The sequence below is a fragment of the Neobacillus dielmonensis genome (genome assembly GCF_000612665.1).
Classification (GTDB): Bacteria; Bacillota; Bacilli; order Bacillales; family Cytobacillaceae; genus Neobacillus; species Neobacillus dielmonensis.
In genome coordinates this window covers 82,338-100,340 of sequence record NZ_HG942058.1, presented here as the reverse complement: position 1 = coordinate 100,340, position 18,003 = coordinate 82,338, and the positions used below count along the sequence as shown (strand labels likewise).

Annotated in this window: 19 protein-coding genes and 1 riboswitch; of the genes, 16 read left to right on the top strand and 3 right to left on the bottom strand. The window is 42.5% G+C overall.

Annotated elements, in window-relative coordinates; genetic code table 11:
• Positions 1-28: 28 nt before the first annotated feature.
• The 14 genes from BN2425_RS10935 to BN2425_RS10870 all read left to right on the top strand — a co-directional run bounded on the left by BN2425_RS10935 (position 29) and on the right by BN2425_RS10870 (position 14,037).
• Positions 29-979: an acetylxylan esterase gene (locus BN2425_RS10935; protein WP_052352834.1), complete on the top strand. Its 951-nt coding sequence runs from the start codon at positions 29-31 to the stop codon at positions 977-979.
• 166 nt (positions 980-1,145) lie between these two features.
• A complete protein-coding gene (locus BN2425_RS10930) occupies positions 1,146-2,417 on the top strand; it encodes an ABC transporter substrate-binding protein (protein WP_042458916.1) in 1,272 nt (423 codons plus the stop codon).
• 134 nt (positions 2,418-2,551) lie between these two features.
• Positions 2,552-3,403 carry a carbohydrate ABC transporter permease gene (locus BN2425_RS10925; protein WP_042458913.1) on the top strand — a complete coding sequence of 284 codons (852 nt, stop codon included), beginning with the start codon at positions 2,552-2,554 and terminating at the stop codon, positions 3,401-3,403.
• Between the two features lie 14 nt (positions 3,404-3,417).
• The gene (locus tag BN2425_RS10920) at positions 3,418-4,317 is read left to right on the top strand and encodes a carbohydrate ABC transporter permease (RefSeq protein WP_081798048.1); all 900 of its coding nucleotides are present in this window, start codon (positions 3,418-3,420) and stop codon (positions 4,315-4,317) included.
• 50 nt (positions 4,318-4,367) lie between these two features.
• On the top strand, positions 4,368-5,075 hold the full coding sequence (locus BN2425_RS10915) for an N-acetylmannosamine-6-phosphate 2-epimerase (protein WP_042458910.1): 708 nt from the start codon (positions 4,368-4,370) through the stop codon (positions 5,073-5,075).
• Between the two features lie 45 nt (positions 5,076-5,120).
• Positions 5,121-6,116 carry an ROK family protein gene (locus BN2425_RS10910; protein ID WP_042458908.1) on the top strand — a complete coding sequence of 332 codons (996 nt, stop codon included), beginning with the start codon at positions 5,121-5,123 and terminating at the stop codon, positions 6,114-6,116.
• Between the two features lie 238 nt (positions 6,117-6,354).
• The gene (locus BN2425_RS10905; RefSeq protein ID WP_042458905.1) at positions 6,355-7,413 is read left to right on the top strand and encodes a Gfo/Idh/MocA family protein; all 1,059 of its coding nucleotides are present in this window, start codon (positions 6,355-6,357) and stop codon (positions 7,411-7,413) included.
• Between the two features lie 55 nt (positions 7,414-7,468).
• Positions 7,469-8,323 (top strand): MurR/RpiR family transcriptional regulator, encoded by an 855-nt coding sequence (locus BN2425_RS10900; RefSeq protein ID WP_042458903.1) that lies wholly within the window; start codon positions 7,469-7,471, stop codon positions 8,321-8,323.
• A gap of 23 nt (positions 8,324-8,346) precedes the next feature.
• Entirely contained in the window at positions 8,347-9,321 is a 975-nt protein-coding gene (locus BN2425_RS10895) for an acetylxylan esterase (RefSeq protein ID WP_052352833.1), read from the top strand.
• Positions 9,322-9,346: 25 nt separating this feature from the next.
• Complete coding sequence (locus BN2425_RS10890) at positions 9,347-10,189, top strand: sugar phosphate isomerase/epimerase family protein (protein WP_042458901.1); 843 nt, start codon at positions 9,347-9,349, stop codon at positions 10,187-10,189.
• An 85-nt stretch (positions 10,190-10,274) separates the two neighbouring features.
• Positions 10,275-10,880 (top strand): YesL family protein, encoded by a 606-nt coding sequence (locus BN2425_RS10885; protein WP_042458898.1) that lies wholly within the window; start codon positions 10,275-10,277, stop codon positions 10,878-10,880.
• Between the two features lie 18 nt (positions 10,881-10,898).
• Positions 10,899-12,452, top strand: a complete 1,554-nt coding sequence (locus tag BN2425_RS10880) for a DUF4127 family protein (protein WP_042458896.1) — start codon at positions 10,899-10,901, stop codon at positions 12,450-12,452.
• A gap of 10 nt (positions 12,453-12,462) precedes the next feature.
• Entirely contained in the window at positions 12,463-13,260 is a 798-nt protein-coding gene (locus BN2425_RS10875; protein WP_042458894.1) for a sugar phosphate isomerase/epimerase family protein, read from the top strand.
• Positions 13,261-13,284: 24 nt separating this feature from the next.
• Complete coding sequence (locus tag BN2425_RS10870; RefSeq protein ID WP_042458890.1) at positions 13,285-14,037, top strand: Cof-type HAD-IIB family hydrolase; 753 nt, start codon at positions 13,285-13,287, stop codon at positions 14,035-14,037.
• A 242-nt stretch (positions 14,038-14,279) separates the two neighbouring features.
• Here the strand turns inward: BN2425_RS10870 and BN2425_RS10865 are convergent, their stop codons facing one another.
• The 3 genes from BN2425_RS10865 to BN2425_RS10855 form a co-directional block, all read right to left on the bottom strand.
• Positions 14,280-14,417, bottom strand: coding sequence for a YvrJ family protein (locus BN2425_RS10865; protein ID WP_042458887.1), 138 nt, complete (start codon positions 14,415-14,417; stop codon positions 14,280-14,282).
• Between the two features lie 122 nt (positions 14,418-14,539).
• Complete coding sequence (locus BN2425_RS10860) at positions 14,540-14,758, bottom strand: DUF2922 domain-containing protein (RefSeq protein WP_042458884.1); 219 nt, start codon at positions 14,756-14,758, stop codon at positions 14,540-14,542.
• Between the two features lie 37 nt (positions 14,759-14,795).
• Entirely contained in the window at positions 14,796-15,014 is a 219-nt protein-coding gene (locus BN2425_RS10855) for a DUF1659 domain-containing protein (RefSeq protein ID WP_042458881.1), read from the bottom strand.
• A 256-nt stretch (positions 15,015-15,270) separates the two neighbouring features.
• Positions 15,271-15,373: riboswitch (SAM riboswitch) on the top strand.
• Positions 15,374-15,482: 109 nt separating this feature from the next.
• Between BN2425_RS10855 and BN2425_RS10850 the strand changes: the two genes are divergently transcribed.
• Positions 15,483-16,532, top strand: a complete 1,050-nt coding sequence (locus BN2425_RS10850; RefSeq protein WP_042458880.1) for an LLM class flavin-dependent oxidoreductase — start codon at positions 15,483-15,485, stop codon at positions 16,530-16,532.
• 15 nt (positions 16,533-16,547) lie between these two features.
• Positions 16,548-17,501 carry an ATP-grasp domain-containing protein gene (locus tag BN2425_RS10845; RefSeq protein ID WP_042458877.1) on the top strand — a complete coding sequence of 318 codons (954 nt, stop codon included), beginning with the start codon at positions 16,548-16,550 and terminating at the stop codon, positions 17,499-17,501.
• Positions 17,502-18,003: the final 502 nt, after the last annotated feature.

Below are 18,003 nucleotides of genomic sequence, written 5' to 3'. Positions count from 1 at the left end.
TAAAGAGTGAAACGGGAGGAAAACAAAATTGTATTCAATCGAAACGTTGATAAAAACCATCAAAACCTATAAACCAGAAATGACAAAAGAGGAGGATTTCGAGTCTTTTTGGACGTCTACACTGGAAGAATCCGCTCAGGTTCCGCTACAGCCGATACTCATAGAAATAGACTACCCGATTGAACAAATTCGGGCGTTCCATGTTACCTACCAAGGTTTCGGCGGCACGTTAATAAAAGGGTACTATATGGTGCCAAAAGAAAGGAATCAGGAACTCCCTTGTATCATTACGTTTCACGGGTATGGTGGAAATAAAAGTTCTGTTTCCAACTATTTGAAATGGCTCATTCAAGGAATCGCTGTTTTTGCTGTCGATTGCCGCGGGCATGGCGAGAGTGGGGACGACTCGCTCTACTCCTCAGGTTCTGCTGGAACATGGGCCACACAAGGCTTATTAGATAAAAACGAGTATTATTATCGGAAAGTATATATGGACAGTAAACGGGCAATCGATTTTGTGTTTACTAGACCGGAGATTGATCACCATCGTGTTTGCCTGCTTGGAGCTAGTATGGGCGGGGGGATTGCATTGGCTGTTGCCGCCCTTGATCAGCGTCCGAAGCTGGTAGTGGCCGATGTTCCCAATATGTGCAATCTCGAACTGGCGATTCAGCAAAAATTTGAGGGCTCGCTTGTAAAAATAGAAGAATACTTAAGCCGGTTTCCGGAAAAAAGTGCCCAAGTCTTTCAAACACTTTCCTATTTTGACAATTTGAATTTGGCCTCCAAAATCACCAGTAAAGTAAGGCTTACGGCAGCATTGAAAGATTTAATTTGTCCTCCTCAAACCATTTATGGTGTTTATAATCATATTCATTCCGATAAATCGATTATCGCTTATCCGTTTTCCGGCCATGATGCGCCGGGAATTAGTTCGCATATAGATGCCACGATTCAATTTATAAAAGAACATTTGTAGTAATTTGAAACTATTCCAAAAATTAGTACATTTGTATTGACATGGCAATTTTTCTCAAATAAAATTAAAAATGAAGAATATTTCCACCATTTTCCGAAAAAATTGAAGTAAATGTTCAATTGGAGAGGTGGAGTCATTCTATTTATCTACTAAGGGGGAAAAAATCTTGAAGAAACTGAAAAGGCTTTCAATTCTATTGCTTGTCTTTTCTCTTCTTCTGGTGACCGCATGCTCAAACAAAGAAAGTGCTAGCGGCGACGGTGAAGGGACGAAGAAAAAAGATGTTGAGATTAAGTTTTGGACGATTGCGTTAAGCCCGACATTTGACGATTACATCAATGGCCTCATCGATCAATTTGAAAAAGAAAACCCAGGTGTGACGGTTGTTTGGGAAGATCTCCCCTTTGACACGGTTGAACAAAAAACATTGACTGCAGCAGCATCCGGAAAACTCGCGGATGTCATGAATTTGAATACCGATTATTTGAAAAAGCTTGCGGCTGTTGGCGCGGTTATGGATTTGACGAAAAAAGCAGCCGATGTGAAAGATGATTATTTTGATGGTGTGTGGGATGCTGGAAATTTAGGGGATAAAACCTATGCCCTGCCTTGGTATGTGACCACAGGAGGCATGCTTTACAACAAAGAATTGTTGGAAAAAGCAGGCTTCAATCATCCGCCAGCAACGGAAAAAGAAGCATGGGAAATGACCGAAGTCCTCTATGATAAGTTAGGTGTATACGGCAGTGTTCCAAACGAAATCCACAAATACCTGCCGCAAAATGGAGTCGAAATCGTTTCAAAAGACCTGAAAAAGGCAGCTATCAATACGCCAGAAGCGCTGAAAATCTTCAAGGAGTTTAAGGCAAGATTCGATAAGGGATTGATTCCAAAGGAACTGTTATTAGGCCAGGCAAAAACAAATGAATGGTATGCCCAAGGAAAAGTCGCTTGGTGGTTAACCGGTCCTCAGCTCTTCCGTCAAGTTAAAGACTTATCTCCAGAGGTATATGAAAAATCAGATGCAGCTCCAGCAATGGGTGGCTCGTCAGGATTCCTGCATATGGCGATTATGAATATTGCCGTATCAGCAAAAACAAAGTCCCCTGAAGAGGCAGTTAAATTTGCTAAGTTTGTGACCAATGCAGAAAGCCAGTTAGCTTTCTCTAAAATTGTTGCCATTTTGCCATCTGTAAAGGAAGCAGCCGCGGATGAATATTTTACCCAAGGTGAAAATTCAGATGACCCGGCAGAAAAAGGCAAGTTTTACGCCGCAAAACAATTGGAGATTGGAAAAAATATTTTCCCTCCAGTTGAAAATATCTCCGAGATTAATAAGGCAGTAAATGAAGAATTCCAAAAGGTTTTACTAGAAAATAAAGACCCGCAAAAAGCATTGGATGATGCTGAAAAACGTATCAATGATCTCCTGAAATAGTTCCAAAGGCATCCATAAAGAACAGGATCGAAGGATAGGTTAAACATTCTTAATGGCATTCACCAGATGGAATAAGTCTAGTGAATGCCTCCTTTTTCTTGTAACAGCAATCGTAAATTCGTAGGAGTGGTTGTATGTATAAAGCAAGACACGCATGGTCCTTTTTACTGCCGGCGGGAATATTGTTAACAACCTTTACCCTGCTGCCGGCCCTTGCGGCACTGGGAATTAGCTTCACCAATTATAATGTATTCCAGCCAGTCGAGTGGGTGGGACTGGACAACTTTAAAACGGCATTCCAGGATGAAGAATTTTGGAGTGCGTTACGCAATACCTTTTATTTTTGGGTTTTAGTAACACCTGCACTCGTCGTTTTGCCTGTTTTTCTGGCCATTCTAGTGAATCAAAACTTACGGGCTATTAAACTATACCGGCTAATCTACTATTTCCCGGCGCTAGTCTCCGTCGTCATCACCGCTATTTTATGGAATTGGTTGTTTGCTAGTGATGGAATTTTTAATTACTTATTAAGCTTAGTCGGAGTTAATCCGGTTGATTGGTTGACCAGTCGAAAATTCGTCATGCCGAGTTTGGCCATGGTGACTATTTGGCAGGGGCTTGGGTATTATATGTTATTTTATTTGGCAGGATTGCAGTCGGTTCCGACTGATTTATATGAAGCAGCGGAATTGGACGGGGCGAATTTTTGGCAAAAACATCGGCATATTACCTTTCCAATGCTGAAGCCCATCATCTTCTTTACGGCCGTCATTTCCACCATGTCAGCCTTTAAAGAGTTCACCTTAATGCTGACAATGACGGAGGGTGGACCGATTGGGGCTTCAAAGACAGTTGTCTATATGGTGTTTGAAAAGGCGTTTAAGGAGCTGGAAATGGGTTACGCAAGTGCCATCTCATTTATCTTATTTATTATTATTTTAATACTAACCTTGTTAAATAAACGAACGTTAGATCAAGAGACATAAAAGGAGGCAGTTCCATGCAACCTGCACAAACCAACATCAATACAGTCCCTAAAATCGATCAAACCAAACAAACACGCCATCTGCCGAATAAGCGGAAAGCGGGACGCCTAATTGTTTCCTATTTCTTTTTGACCTTGGCAGCAGTTGTCATGATTGTTCCATTTTTGTGGTCATTGTCCACTGCCCTAAAAGGGAAAAATGAAGCAATCTTTTCGTTTCCCCCGAATTTTATTCCCGAAAACATTACCCTTGAAAACTTTATGACTGTATGGAACACCCTTCCCATCCCGCTTTATTTATGGAATAGCATTATATTAGCTTTTTGGGGAGTGATTCTCCCTTTATTGTTCTGCTCTTTGGCAGCATTTCCGCTGGCGCGGATGAATTTTAAGGGGAAAAATACGGTCTTCCTAGTCATCCTGGCAACGATGATGATTCCCGGCGAGGTAACGATGATTCCGATTTATTTAATTTTAGAGAAATTAGGTTTGATCGATTCATTTGCTGGGGTTATTCTTCCAGGGGCCGTGTCTGCCTTTGGTATCTTTTTAATGAGGCAGGCCTTTTTGGGGATCCCAAAGGAAATTGATGAGTCGGCCATTATTGATGGCGCCAGACCATGGCAAATTTGGTGGTATATTTTGATTCCAATGGTAAAGCCGATGCTAGCCACTTTAGCCATCTTAAGCTTCATTGGTTCATGGAATAACTTTTTATGGCCGCTGCTTGTCCTTCAGGATCCTAATGCCTATCCACTGACAGTAGGTCTGTATGATTTAAAAGGGACATTTGTTACGGATACCAGGTTAGTATCAGCCGGTGCGATCATTGCATTAATACCTATTTTGGTCGTGTTCATGATGTTCCAAAATTATTTTATTAAAGGCGCATATAGCAGCGCAGTAAAAGGATAAATTTCCTTGTTGAAAAACAATTGGATTCTGACCAAAAAGAGGGTGAGACGATGGAAAAACAGGAGTTTTTAAACATCATTAAAGGACGATTAATTGTTTCGTGCCAAGCGCTGGAGCATGAACCCCTGCATGGTTCAGAAATTATGGCGAAAATGGGCCTTGCAGCAAAAATGGGAGGGGCGGCTGCGATCCGCGCAAATGGGAAAGAAGATATCATTGCTATCCGTAAAGCCACCGGCCTGCCCGTAATCGGTATCATTAAAAGGGATTACCAGGACAGTGATGTTTTTATTACTCCAACTTTAAAAGAGGTAATGGAGTTAATCGAATCCGGCGCAGAAGTCATTACACTAGATGCCACTGAACGGCTTCGTCCAAACGGAGTCACGTTAAGCGAATTGGTGAACTATATCAGGAAAAATAGCAACAGCCTGATTATGGCCGATGTCTCAACGGTCAAAGAGGGAATCGAGGCGGTAAATCTCGGGTGTGACCTGATATCTACCACACTTTCCGGATATACTCCTTATAGCCCCCAATTAACCGGGCCTGACTTTTCTTTAATTAAGGAGCTGTCTGCTTCCTGCAAGGTACCTGTTATCGCCGAAGGAAGAATTTCAACGCCTGACGAAGCTATTGAAGCGTATCGAAATGGAGCGTATTCAGTGGTTGTAGGTACGGCCATTACTCGGCCGCAAGAAATCACCAAGCGTTTTGTAGAGGAACTGAAACGAGAAGAACCTAATTTAGGGTCCTAAAGGACAAAAGTAGCATGACACGATACGGATGGAAGTGAAACAAGGATGGAATACGCAATTGGCATCGATATTGGCGGAACGAAGATTTCTGCGGGAATCGTGGATCAATCTGGTGAGATTATAACGAAAAAGGTATTTTCAACTCCTCAGGGAACGAGAGATTCGATTTTGCTATTATTGGAAAATATTATTTTTACATTAACGGAATCCGCCCATTTTGAAAATAAACAGCTGATTGGCATTGGAATTGGGACTGCGGGACAAATTGATTTTGTTCATGGGAAGGTACTATCGGGGACCGCAAACATCAAGGATTGGAACGATGTGGCGATTAAAAAAATTTTATCTGAGAAAACGAATCTTCCTATTTATATAGATAACGATGTGAATGTTATTGCCCTTGCGGAGCAGCAGCTCGGCGCCGGAAAAAACAACGATGACGTAATCTGCCTTGCCTTGGGTACTGGTGTCGGCGGCGGAGTGATTTCCGGAGGGAAGATTATCCGCGGTGCCTGGGGTGGCGGTGCAGAGCTTGGACATATTGTGGTGGATATGAATGGTCCAGCTTGCAATTGCGGCTTTAATGGCTGCCTGGAAACGTACGCGTCAGGCACCGGTATGGCCCGAAGGATGAGGGAGAAGATTTTGGCGGATGAATCGATTGGGAATAACGGCTTGGTCTATTACAAACACCATCCCGATGAATTAAACAGTAAGCATGTTTTCGAATGGATGCAAGCCGGCAATGAAGCTGCTACTGAGGTAGTAGAGGAAGCCATTCGTGCCCTGTCTTACGGGATCGTCAGCATGATCCATACCTTCAATCCTACCATGGTGCTATTGACCGGCGGGGTGCTGCAGGATGGGGACTGGTTTATTGAGAAAGTGCGGTCCAAAGTAATAACGCTTGGAATCCCATCTCTTGTTAAGCCAGTAGCCATTCAAGCAACACAGCTTGGCGGGGATGCTGGTCTCATCGGTGCGGCCATACAGCCGTGGGTATACCAGGATAACCGAAATGTTTCATTGGACCGTAGCTAACCATTTTCTAATAGATTGGTTCTTTTTCTACTATTAGAAGAAGTAAAAACATATGGTCTATATATAAACGACCGAACGCTCGAAAAAATCGCCAGATCGGTCGCTAATAGCCTTTATTAACGACCGATCTTCTGAAAAAAACGCCAGCACAGTCGTTAATAGAGTAGCACTTAATGTTTATTCAAATAGGAAAAATGGCATATGAAGACAGCCTTAAAAACGATTGGAGGTTTTGAGAATGAGAAAGTTGAAAATCGGTGTGATTGGCGGCGGGAGTATCTCGGATCTCCACTTAGATTCTTACTCGATAAATGAACAGGCCGAGATTATTGCCATTTGTGATTTGAATAGCGAACGATCAAAACAGAAAGCAGAAAGATATGGGGCCCAATACACTTACAGCAGCTACAAAGAACTTTTAGCAAACCCGGAAGTGGAGGCCGTTAGTATTTGCACTTGGAATCACACCCATGCGGAAATCAGTATGGCCGCTCTGCAAGCAGGAAAGCATGTACTGGTGGAGAAACCGCTTTGTACGACCGTAAAGGATGCCTTGCAAGTGGAACAGATCGTAAAAGAAACAGGGAAGCTCCTTCAGGTCGGATTTGTCAGAAGATATGGCAGCAATACAAACATTCTGAAACAGTTTATCGATCATGACGAACTTGGTGAGATTTATTATGCGAAAGCCTCGTGCCTGCGCCGCTTGGGCAATCCCGGCGGCTGGTTCTCTGATAAAGAGCGTTCCGGCGGCGGCCCGCTGATTGATTTAGGGGTCCATGTCATTGATTTATGCTGGTATTTAATGGGGCGTCCCAAAGTGAAATCGGTAAGTGGAAACACCTATAACAAATTGGGGAACAGGGCAAATGTACAAAACCTGTCTTATTACAAAGCAGCTGATTTCGATGCCTCCAACAATACGGTAGAGGATCTTGCTATTGCCTTGATTCGTTTTGAAAACGGGGCCTCTTTAATGGTGGATGTCAGTTTCACACTGCATGCCAAGCAGGATGAAATGTCTGTCAAATTATATGGAGACAAAGGCGGGGCAGAAATCGAACCGGAATTGCTGATTGTTTCGGAAAAGTATGATACAGTCGTCAATTTAACTCCGCAGGTAGATATGCTTACCTTTGATTTCGTTAAAGGATTTCAGGCGGAGATTGATCATTTTGTAGATTGCTGCCTCACCGGAAAAGAAACCATTAGTCCTGTGGAAGATGGCGTCGAGATTATGAAAATTTTGTGCGGAATCTATGAATCTAGTCAAAAGGGGATGGAAATTACTTTTTAAATCATCACCCTTTTCATAGTCAAATGATGGAATAACAGGAAGGATAGGGAACAAAATGAGTACGACTACGTCTAGCCCCATTATCATGATATCAAGCATTTACAAGTCCCTGACCAAAGCAGAACAAAAAGTAGCCGACTTTGTTATGGCCGACACAAAGGAAGCCGTGTATTCCTCCGTAACTGATCTGGCAGAAAAGGCAGGCGTCGGTGAAACGACCGTCATCCGGTTTTGCCGGAAGCTTGGCTACCACGGGTACCAAGAATTCAAGCTGGCAGTTGCCCAAAATCTTGTCAGTCCAGATGAACAGGTCCACGGGGAAATTGAGGAATCTGACGATCTGGAGGTGGTGGCAAAAAAGATTACCAATCAGAATACACACGCCCTTGAAAATACACTCAATTTGCTGCAATCCCAAGGTTTAGAAAAGGCGGTAAATGCCATCATCTTGGCAAAACGGCTGTATTGCTTTGGCATTGGCTCTTCAGGCATTACGGCTTTAGATGCCAAATACCGATTTATGCGGTTCGGTTTTACCGTGGAGCATTCCTCCGATTCCCATATCATGGCCATGCATGGAGCACTTGTGGGAGAACGAGATGTGGTGATTGGAATCTCAACTTCCGGCAGTACAAAGGACGTTGTGGATGCAATTCGGATTGCCAAAGAAAATAAGGCCTATGTGATTTGTATAACGAATCATGCGAAATCCCCGATTACTCAATATGCCGATGTCATTTTGCTCGCTGCATCAAAGGAAACGCCGCTTCAAGGCGGAGCCTTTTCTTCAAAAATTGCGCAGCTGCATTTGCTGGATATTCTAACAACAGTGGTTGCTTTAAGGTTAAAAGAAAACATTTTTCAATCAATCGAAAAAACGGCTAAGGCTGTTTTAGATAAGATGTACTAACATCTAATAGAGGAGTGCTTACGTTGCTTCGTTCAATCGGCGATTTTCCCTTAGAAAAATTAAAAACATATCTACCAACTTTAACGGCACCAGCCGACTTTGATTCTTTCTGGAAAGAGATGAATTCCTTTATCCCAGAAACTATTGATTCGGAAATCACTTGGCTTGATTATCCTGTAGCTTCGATTAAGGTTGCCGATGTTTCCATTAAGTCCTGGGATGAAACTCCGATTCGCGCATGGCTGATCGTTCCGAATCAGGGACCCGGTCCTTTTCCTGCATTGTTGCATTTTCATGGCTATACGGGAAGCAGGGGCCAAGTCGGTGAATTTCTGAAATGGGCGCTGCAGGGAATAGCGGTTATCAGCTTTGAGGTGCGCGGGCAAGGATTTTCACCAGATTACGCGCGATATCCAAATGGAAATCAAATCCCCGGGTGGATGACACTAGGGATTGAGAAAAAAGAAAACTATTATTATGCAAATGTCTATCGGGATGTACTGACCTGTGTAGATTGGGCTTTTCAATTGGAAGAGATTGATTCAGAACGGGTGGGGGGTTACGGTGAATCGCAAGGCGGAGCCTTAACTTTAATTGCTGCGGCAATGCGCAGCGAACTATGTTTGGCCATGGCTGACTATCCTTTTCTGTCCCATTTTAGCAGGGCCGTTCAAGTGGCAGGCAGTGGCCCCTATCTCGAACTATTAAGCTATGTAAAATTCCGTGACCCAAGAATGGAGAACTATGACCAGTTAATGAAGAATCTAGCATACTTTGATGTCATGAATTTTTGCCCGAACATTAAGATTCCAACGTTAATGTCGATTGGTTTGGAAGACATCGTGACACCACCTTCTACCGTTTTCGCTGCCTACAACCATTTGGCAAACAAGGAAATAGAATTAAAGATTTATCCGGAAAACGGCCATGAACCCAATCCATTTCATGAAGAGGAAAGAATCAAATTTGTAGCAGAGTACTTGCTGGCAAGAGGCTAGAAGAAACTGAAAAGGATGAGGTGTAATGAAAACGAGTGTCAGTATGTATAGTTTACATAAATATGTGGCTGCAGGGAAAATGTCTATTTTGGAGTTTATTGATTATGCGGCCTCCATTGGGGTTGACGGCGTAGAATTATTGGATATCTATTGGAATGATGAAGAGATGGAAATCCCCCAAGTATTATCAAGAGTAAAAGAAAAGAATCTTCAGGTTAGTGCCTATGATATTACCAATAATTTTGTGAAGGAAAGTCAAGAAGAACGGGATCAGGAGACGGCAAGGGTACGAAAAAGTGTGGATATCGCCAAAAAGCTGGATACCAAAGTCGTCCGTATTTTTAGTGGAGACGTGCACCAAGGTATTTCTTTCGAGCAGGGCAAACAATGGATCATCGAAGGATTGAAAGAAAGTGCGAAATATGCCGAAGAGAAGGGTGTACTATTAGGCATTGAAAACCATGGCTATTTTGCCGGCCGGAGTGCACAGGTTGCAGAATTAATTGAAGCGGTGGGGTCACCTAATGTGAGGAGCACCTTAGATACCGGGAACTTTTTGTTAGTGGATGAAAATCCTAAGGATGCGGTTACGGCACTGAAACACGATGCTGTCCACGTGCATTTTAAGGACTTTATTCAAGTGGACAGTACGTATGAGGAGCACGCTTTTCAATCGTTAGCTGGAAAAAGATATGCCGGAACAGCAGCCGGGGAAGGCAACGTTGATCTGCACCATGTTATTACTGAACTGAAAAGTGCGGATTATCAAGGCTGGTTGTCTGTCGAATTTGAAGGGGCAGGTGATGCCAAGCAGGGAACGGAGAAATCTGTTGCCAACCTAAAAACGATTTTACTGGCTGCCCGCTAAACAGATTGAATCTTTTCAAGTTGTAATAGACACCGCAAGCGGGCTTGTGGTGTCTTGTTTCATCAAGAGTGCGGAGGTGAGAGAAATGTTTTCTCCAGAGGGAACTTTATACAAAGTAATGGCGCTAATCGGTAATTATTGCTATTTAAATATTTTATGGCTTGTTTCATCCCTCCCGATTGTGACGGTCTTTGCGTCGACCGCAGCCATGACAGCGGTCATGAAAGAATGGTCGCATCAAGAGGAACCACCCATCACCAAAACTTTTTTTCTTAACTTTAAAAAGTACTTTTTCAAAAGTTCTATGATTGGAATTTTACAAACCATTGTTGCGATTTTATTGGTAGGAGATTATTTCGTCGTTTGGCAGATGGATGGTGTTATTATCAAGTACGGGCTCTTCCCGATTCTCGTGTTATTAGGACTTTTGTTTCTATTTATTTCCTTATATATTTACCCGCTGTTGATTGATTTGGACCTGCCAATGAGCCAGCTTATTCGAAAAGCTGCTTTACTAACTATTACTAGACCGGCAACACCAACAATCACACTAATGGTTACTTGTTTGATGATCTTTCTATCCACATTTGCCAAGTTTTTACCGATCCTATGTGCATTTAGCATCGTAAGCTTGGTGAATTATCAAGTAACAAAGCGGACCATCCGTAAAGCGGAACAATTGGTCATATAAGAAAAAGGGGTTGAGGTTATGAAAGTCGTTTACTTACCACTTGATGAACGGCCATGCAATTTAAAATATCCGCAACAATTAGCGGCCATGACAGACCTGGAAATTCATGTCCCGGATAGGGAGTTGTTAGGGGCAAAGAAACAACCTGCCAATGTAGAGGGACTCCAAAAATGGCTAATGAAGGAGACAAAAACTGCTAACTATTTAATCCTATCCCTAGATATGCTGGTATATGGAGGAATCGTCCCCTCAAGGCTTCATCATTTATCGAAAGAAGAATGCATAAACAGGCTGGATGTGATCAAGGCATTAAAAACACAAAACCCGCAGCTCAAAATCTTTGCCTTTAATCTGATTATGAGGGTGCCAGGCTATAATTCCAGTGATGAAGAACCAGATTATTATGAAGTTTATGGGGAGAGAATCTCTAACTATGGAAAGCTGTTGGATAAAAAATCCCGCGGGGAATTAACAGGTGATGATGCGAAGCTTCTTGAGCTCCTTACGGATGAAATACCACAGAATGTGATCACTGATTTTATCGGCAGACGGCAGGTCAATGCTTTTACCAACGAGTATGCGATCGATATGGCTGATCAAGGGCTGATTGATTTTCTGATTATCCCTCTTGACGACAATGCCGAATATGGGTTTAGTTCCCAGGAACAAAGCAAGCTGTTGTGCAAGGTGGAAAAGTGTAATCTATGGGATCAGGTGGCCATCTATCCAGGTGCTGACGAAATCGGCTGCACCCTGCTGGCCAAGGTCTTTTGTGAAGCCCATCACTATACGCCGGCACTGTCTATTCGTTATTCATCTACGAAAGGCCCTTATATCATTCCAAAATACGAAGACCGCAGTTTGCAAGAAAGCATCAAGTCCCATATCACGGCAATGGGCGGTGTCATCGTGGATTATGCCAGTGAGGCAGATGCCATTTTATTTACCCATTCCCCTGCAGTCAGCCAATCAGGAGTGGCCGAACCATTCCAAACATTTGGGGAGAGGCACCGATCATATTTTTCTGAAATTAACTATCGGGAATTTGTCCAGGCCTTAAAATATGACTGGGGGAAAGTGATTGGATTAGCGGATGTTGCCACCTGCAATGGAAGCGACCAAACCTTAATGTTTATGTTGAAAAAACAGGGGCTGCTGGAAAAACTGGACGCCTATGCTGGATGGAATACTTCCGGAAATACGTTAGGAACGGTTATCGCTCATACGATTATTGAATCCTATTACTATCAGCGTACTGAAAAGAATGGGGAGAGAAGGCGGAAAAGCCGAGAATTTTATTATTCAAGACTCGTAGAAGATTGGGGCTATCAAACCATTGCCAGAAAGGCCGTGGCCATGGACGATGTACCTCGTCTGGGTGTAACGTATTTTGATATTTCCGGCCATCTTAATGAAATTCAAGGAATTATCAAAGGTTACTTGGAAACATTTGTTGAGGAAAATCTTTCTGATATAAAGGAAGGGAAGATTGATCTCAAGAATGTGTATTCACCGTGGAAGCGGATGTTTGAAGTGGGCTTTGATTTGACCTTTGCGTTTTCGAAAGAATAGGAGGATTTCAATGAAGTCACTTGTTTCGACGTTTGCGTTACGCCATTTGCCAATCGAAGAGAGCATTGCTAAGTTATTAGAAAATGGTTGGAGTTCTATCGAAGTGATGTGTGAAGGTTTTGGATATGACATGCTGGACTGGGATCCAACCAAACGGAAGGAACTTCGTCGTTTGTTACAACATTACGGAGCATCGATTAACTTTCATGGACCGTATATCGAGTTTAATCCGGCACTTGATAATCCAGCTGTTCGCTTCAAGACGGAGGAAATTTGGAAGAAATGCATGGAGTTGGTTGCATTTTTTAACAGTGAGTATATCCTGTTTCACCCGGGAAAGTCTGAGAATCATGAGCAAGGCATCGAAAACATTCAGCAGTTTTATAGTGAGAAGATCCATGACCTACCAGATGGCTCTTTGCTCCTGTTAGAAAATGTCCCTCCTTATGAGAAACAAATTGGTACCAACAGTGATGATTTAATCCAAATTCTTGATGCTGTTCATAACGAAAAGATTAGGGTCTGTTTTGATACGGGGCATGCATTTCTGGCCAACCGAGATGAGTTCGATTCGGAACTTCAAAAACTCAAGCCGTATATCAAAGGCTTTCATTTAAATGATAATCATGGAAAAGTGGATGAGCATTTAGCGATTGGAGACGGAGAAATTCCGTTTGAAAGCATTATGGAGTTGATTTCTTCGAAGGAACGGGATGACTTTGTTAATTTTGAAATGAGTACGTTAAATGATGCCAATCAATCGCGTGAAAAAGTTAATAGACTTCTCGGCAGGACAAGAGGGGTCTAATAAATTGGAAGGGAGCACCTGGTTTTGCCAAATTATCGTTTAGTTGCACTAGATTTAGATGGAACCACACTTTTAGATAATAAACAAATCTCAGCTGAGACTCAATATTGGATTAAGAAAGCAGGAGAGGCGGGGGGGGGTGTCTCGTTTGCTACAGGCCGCGGCGATCGAAATACAGCAGATTACCGGACCCAGCTTGGATTAACCTCGCCGATGGTTTTGCTGAATGGAGCTGAAATTTGGAAAGCACCGGGAGTATTACTGGAAAGGAGGTTTATGGAGTCCAGCGATATCGAACGGTTATACCATCTGGCCATTGAAAGTAATTCCTGGTTTTGGGGGTACACTGCTGAGGGATATATTAGAAAGGATGAATGGACAAAGGCATTGTTAAAGGAGAAATGGACTAAATTTGGTCTGAGTAATGAAGACATTTCTGTCATTAATGAATTAAAAACGGTTATCACCAATTTGGGGTTAGAGGTGACCCAATCCGAACCGAAAAGTCTGGAAATCTCCGTTAAAGGAGCCACGAAGGAATATGGGATTCGGAAGGTCTGTAACTTATTAGATTTTGACATGAGTCAAGTGCTGGCCATTGGTGATGGATTCAATGATTTATCGTTATTGAAGGCAGCAGGTTTAGGCATCGCGATGGGAAATGCCGACCCAGCCATTAAAGAGATTGCTGACGCGGTTACGGACACCAATGAAAATAACGGCGTCGCCCAAGCGATTTGCCGTTATATATTTGAAATGGAGTATCATCATAAATGAGGAGAAACTGAAGGTTGGATAATACGATTTCATGATGAACGTCCCGTAAATGTTTGAACATGACGGGCGTTTTTATTTCAATTTAATATTGCGCCACATTCCTATGGGAATGCCAACCGTAAAATGGCTGGGCTTTGGCTGTGTTTCCTAAGTTGTCTTGGAAGTGTCAAGTAAAACCAATTGCTGCCACCCCAAAAGAAGTTGCAGCCATATTCAAAGCAAGTATATGCTAGGTTGTTGCGTCACCCCTTCATTCGTTCAGGAAGACTCTGAATCGACTGAACCACCAAATCCAGCTTTGCCTCAATCCGGTAAAGCAGATAAATGGTCACCACGATGGGGAAGCCTACCTCGCTGATGAGCGGAATGATCTGTTCCACAAGCGTTCACTCCTTTCTCTACTAAACTGTTAGATTAGCGCCATGAGAACCGTCCCTCTGGAGACTCCCCTGGGCTACATGAAAAGGCCGGTTTCTGCTGATCCGGCCTTTCCGTTTTTCTATTAAGCTAGTTCATATTCGACAACATTGCGGTCGACGACTCTTGCCCCTTTTGCAGCAATCAGCTTGCCGCTGGGTGATACGAACACGTCAGATGCAATGATTTGAGCCATGGATTGTTTGACGACTTCTTCATCAATCGGCTCCTTCGGATTTTCGAGGGAAATCCGGGCCGTTTTTCCAAACTCCGTGCCAAATTCCAATTCCAGTGTTTTTGCCATTGTTTTCACCTCCCATCGTTACACTTTTCCAGTGCCATTAACCGATAATTTCTGAACTGTCATTGCGCTCAATTTTGTTTAACCGATCGACAGACAAAACAGAGAGAGCATTTGCAGCTTGATACAATTGGTCAGCTGTAGCCGCCTTTGTGACATTGCTGAATGTCTTGGAACGTTGAATCGGTTTGCCCTCATCATCCATCCCAGTTTGAAAAACTAAACGAAGCTTTGTGGTTTCAAGAAATCCTTGTGCCATGTTACCTCACCTCCTTTCTCCCTTTATATATAGATTTATAGGGGGAAAGGACAGGGCGGTTAAAATTTTTACTAGATGATCGGGAAGGGTGGACGGTCGGGGCTTTTTCATATCTAGAATTGAGGGCCATTCCTACCTCATTCATAACAAAGAGGGAGGGAACGTAAAACAAATTTAGGGACTAGAAATATTTGATTGACAATTTGATGAATTTAAACTATTATCGCATTATAATAAATTTGAATTTACATTTTTCTTCTTATCCAGAGAGGTGGAGGGACTGGCCCTTTGAAGCCTCGGCAGCAGGTTCTTTTGAATACTGTGCCAATTCCATCAAGCGCTTGCTTGAAAGATGAGGAGAGGGTTATCAGACTCTCTTCTTGATGAAGAGAGTTTTTCATTTATACGCAATTCCAACTAAGTAAATAGGAAAACTAGATAATTAGATTGCTAGAGGAGAGAATAGACATGAAATATGGTTTTTGGTTACCGATTTTTGGAGGCTGGTTACGTAATGTTGATGACGAAAGTATGCCGCCAACCTTTGAATATGCAAAAAACGTCATTCAATCAGCTGAAAAATGGGGATATTCCACTACTTTAATAGCTGAATTATATTTAAATGATATTAAAGGACCGGAGCATGATTCTCTTGAAGCTTGGTCCACAGCCGCCGCACTTGCAGCGGTGACGGAGAAAATTGAAATCATGACCGCTATTCGCCCTGGCTTTCATAATCCGGCTGTAGCCGCAAAAATGGCTGCAAATATTGATCAAATCTCTAATGGCCGTTTTACTCTAAACGTGGTTTCTGCTTGGTGGGCGGAAGAAGCGCGTCAATATGGCGGAATTTTTACGGAACATGATGAGCGCTATGCTCGTACCGAGGAGTTTATCGATGTACTTAAAGGGTTATGGACAGAAGAAACGTTTAATTTCTCTGGCCAATTCTATGATTTAAAAGACACGAAACTTGCTCCGAAACCGGTTCAAAGGCCAAATCCAATTCTTTATGCAGGCGGTGAAAGCGAAAAAGGCAAGCAAACCATTGCAGAAAAGTGTGATGCATACGTGATGCATGGGGGAACCGTTGAAGAGATTGACCGGAAAATTGCCGATATGAAGGCACGCCGTGAACAAACTAGCAATGTGCCATTTCAATCTTTCGGAATGGCGGCGTATGTGATTTGCCGCGATACAGAAGAAGAGGCGCAGGCGGAGCTTGAAAAAATTACGACGGTGAAGGATTCTAGCGGTTATGCTGGCTTTAAAGACTTCACGACCAAATCCCATTTGGAGCAGCAAATCCAATTACAGGATTACTCGGTTTCCAATCGTGGCCTCCGTCCTAATTTAGTAGGAACGCCGGAGCAAATTGCGGATCGAATTTTACAATATGAAGAAACTGGCTTAGACTTATTATTATTACAATTTTCCCCGCAACTAGAGGAAATGGAACGCTTTGCCCAACAGGTTATGCCATTAGTGGAACAAAAACGTAGTTTACTAAAGAACTAGAAAGGGGACGTAAAAATGAGCAAGGTATATGTGATCCATGAAAATAGTGAGTGGACAGTCCATTTAACCAAAAGATTAGAGGAACTGGGTGTTCCTTATGAAGAGTGGCATTTAGACCAAGGAACACTAGATTTATCAGCTGAACCACCAGAAGGAATCTTCTATAGCCGGATGAGTGCTTCTTCTCATACGCGAGACCATCGTTTTGCAGCTGAATTTACTGGACAAGTATTGGCTTGGCTTGAAGCACATGGCCGTACAGTGCTAAATGGGACGAGCGCGCTAAGGCTGGAAGTTAGTAAGGTTTTGCAGTATTTAGAGTTAAACAAATATGGTGTGAAGACTCCTAAAACGATTGCGGCGGTTGGAAAACAAAACATTATTAAGGCAGCAGAAAGCTTTGCCGGACAACCGTTCATCACGAAGCATAACCGTGCCGGTAAAGGATTAGGAGTTCAATTATTCCAAAGTCTTGAAGCTTTAAAAGCATATGTGGAAGGACCTACTTTCGAAGAACCAGTAGATGGCATTACACTTATCCAGGAATACATTCAATCTCCTGAAAGTTATATCACTCGTTGTGAGTTTGTGGGAGGAAATTTTGTGTATGCCGTTAGGGTGGATACTTCAGAAGGATTTGAACTTTGCCCAGCGGATGCCTGCCAAATTGGTGACTTGTTCTGCCCGGTAGGAGAAGAAGTAGAAGAGAAGCCTAAGTTCCAAATCATTGAAGGCTTTGAGGACGAAATCTTAGAAAAATATAAAACGGTTTTGGCTGGCAATCAAATTCAAGTGGCTGGAATTGAATTTATCCGAAATGCGGAAGGTGAAATTTACACGTACGATATCAATACCAACACGAACTATAACTCGGTTGCAGAAGCAAAAGCCGGAAAATACGGAATGCTCGAAGTAGCGTCATTCTTAAAGAAAACATTAGAAGAAAAATACGCTACCACAACAGTTTAATTTTTGGTCGCCATGGGGACGGTTCTTTTGGCAAACATGGGAAGTATCCCCTTGGCTGTTGACATATTTAGTGCCAGTTTCCATTTGTTCCTCGATCTCTCCAAAGTCTGTGTCAATGACGTCAGACATGATTCCCTGATGTCACTCATATCCTCTTGGAAGTCCTGACCTGAAGAGAGTATGCAGATAGAATGAGCACTTTAGATAACTAAACATAATTTTATATTTTTACTTTTGAATAAGTGTCTATCACTTCCTAGAAATTCGGAGGTGCTTGGCACTTTTTTTAGTACACTTAAGACTATCCAGGAAATAGGCAGTAGGTAACTTGTAAAATCATGATTGGTGAATTTTAATCTAAAATAATCTTTAAGAAGTTGAAGGGGGCTTATATACACTATCAGTTACAACACAATGGAATGTCTATTCGATAGAGGGAAAAAATAGGCTGAGTTTTCCGACGCTTGTCCAATCAATTGTTCATAACAATTCATAAAATTAA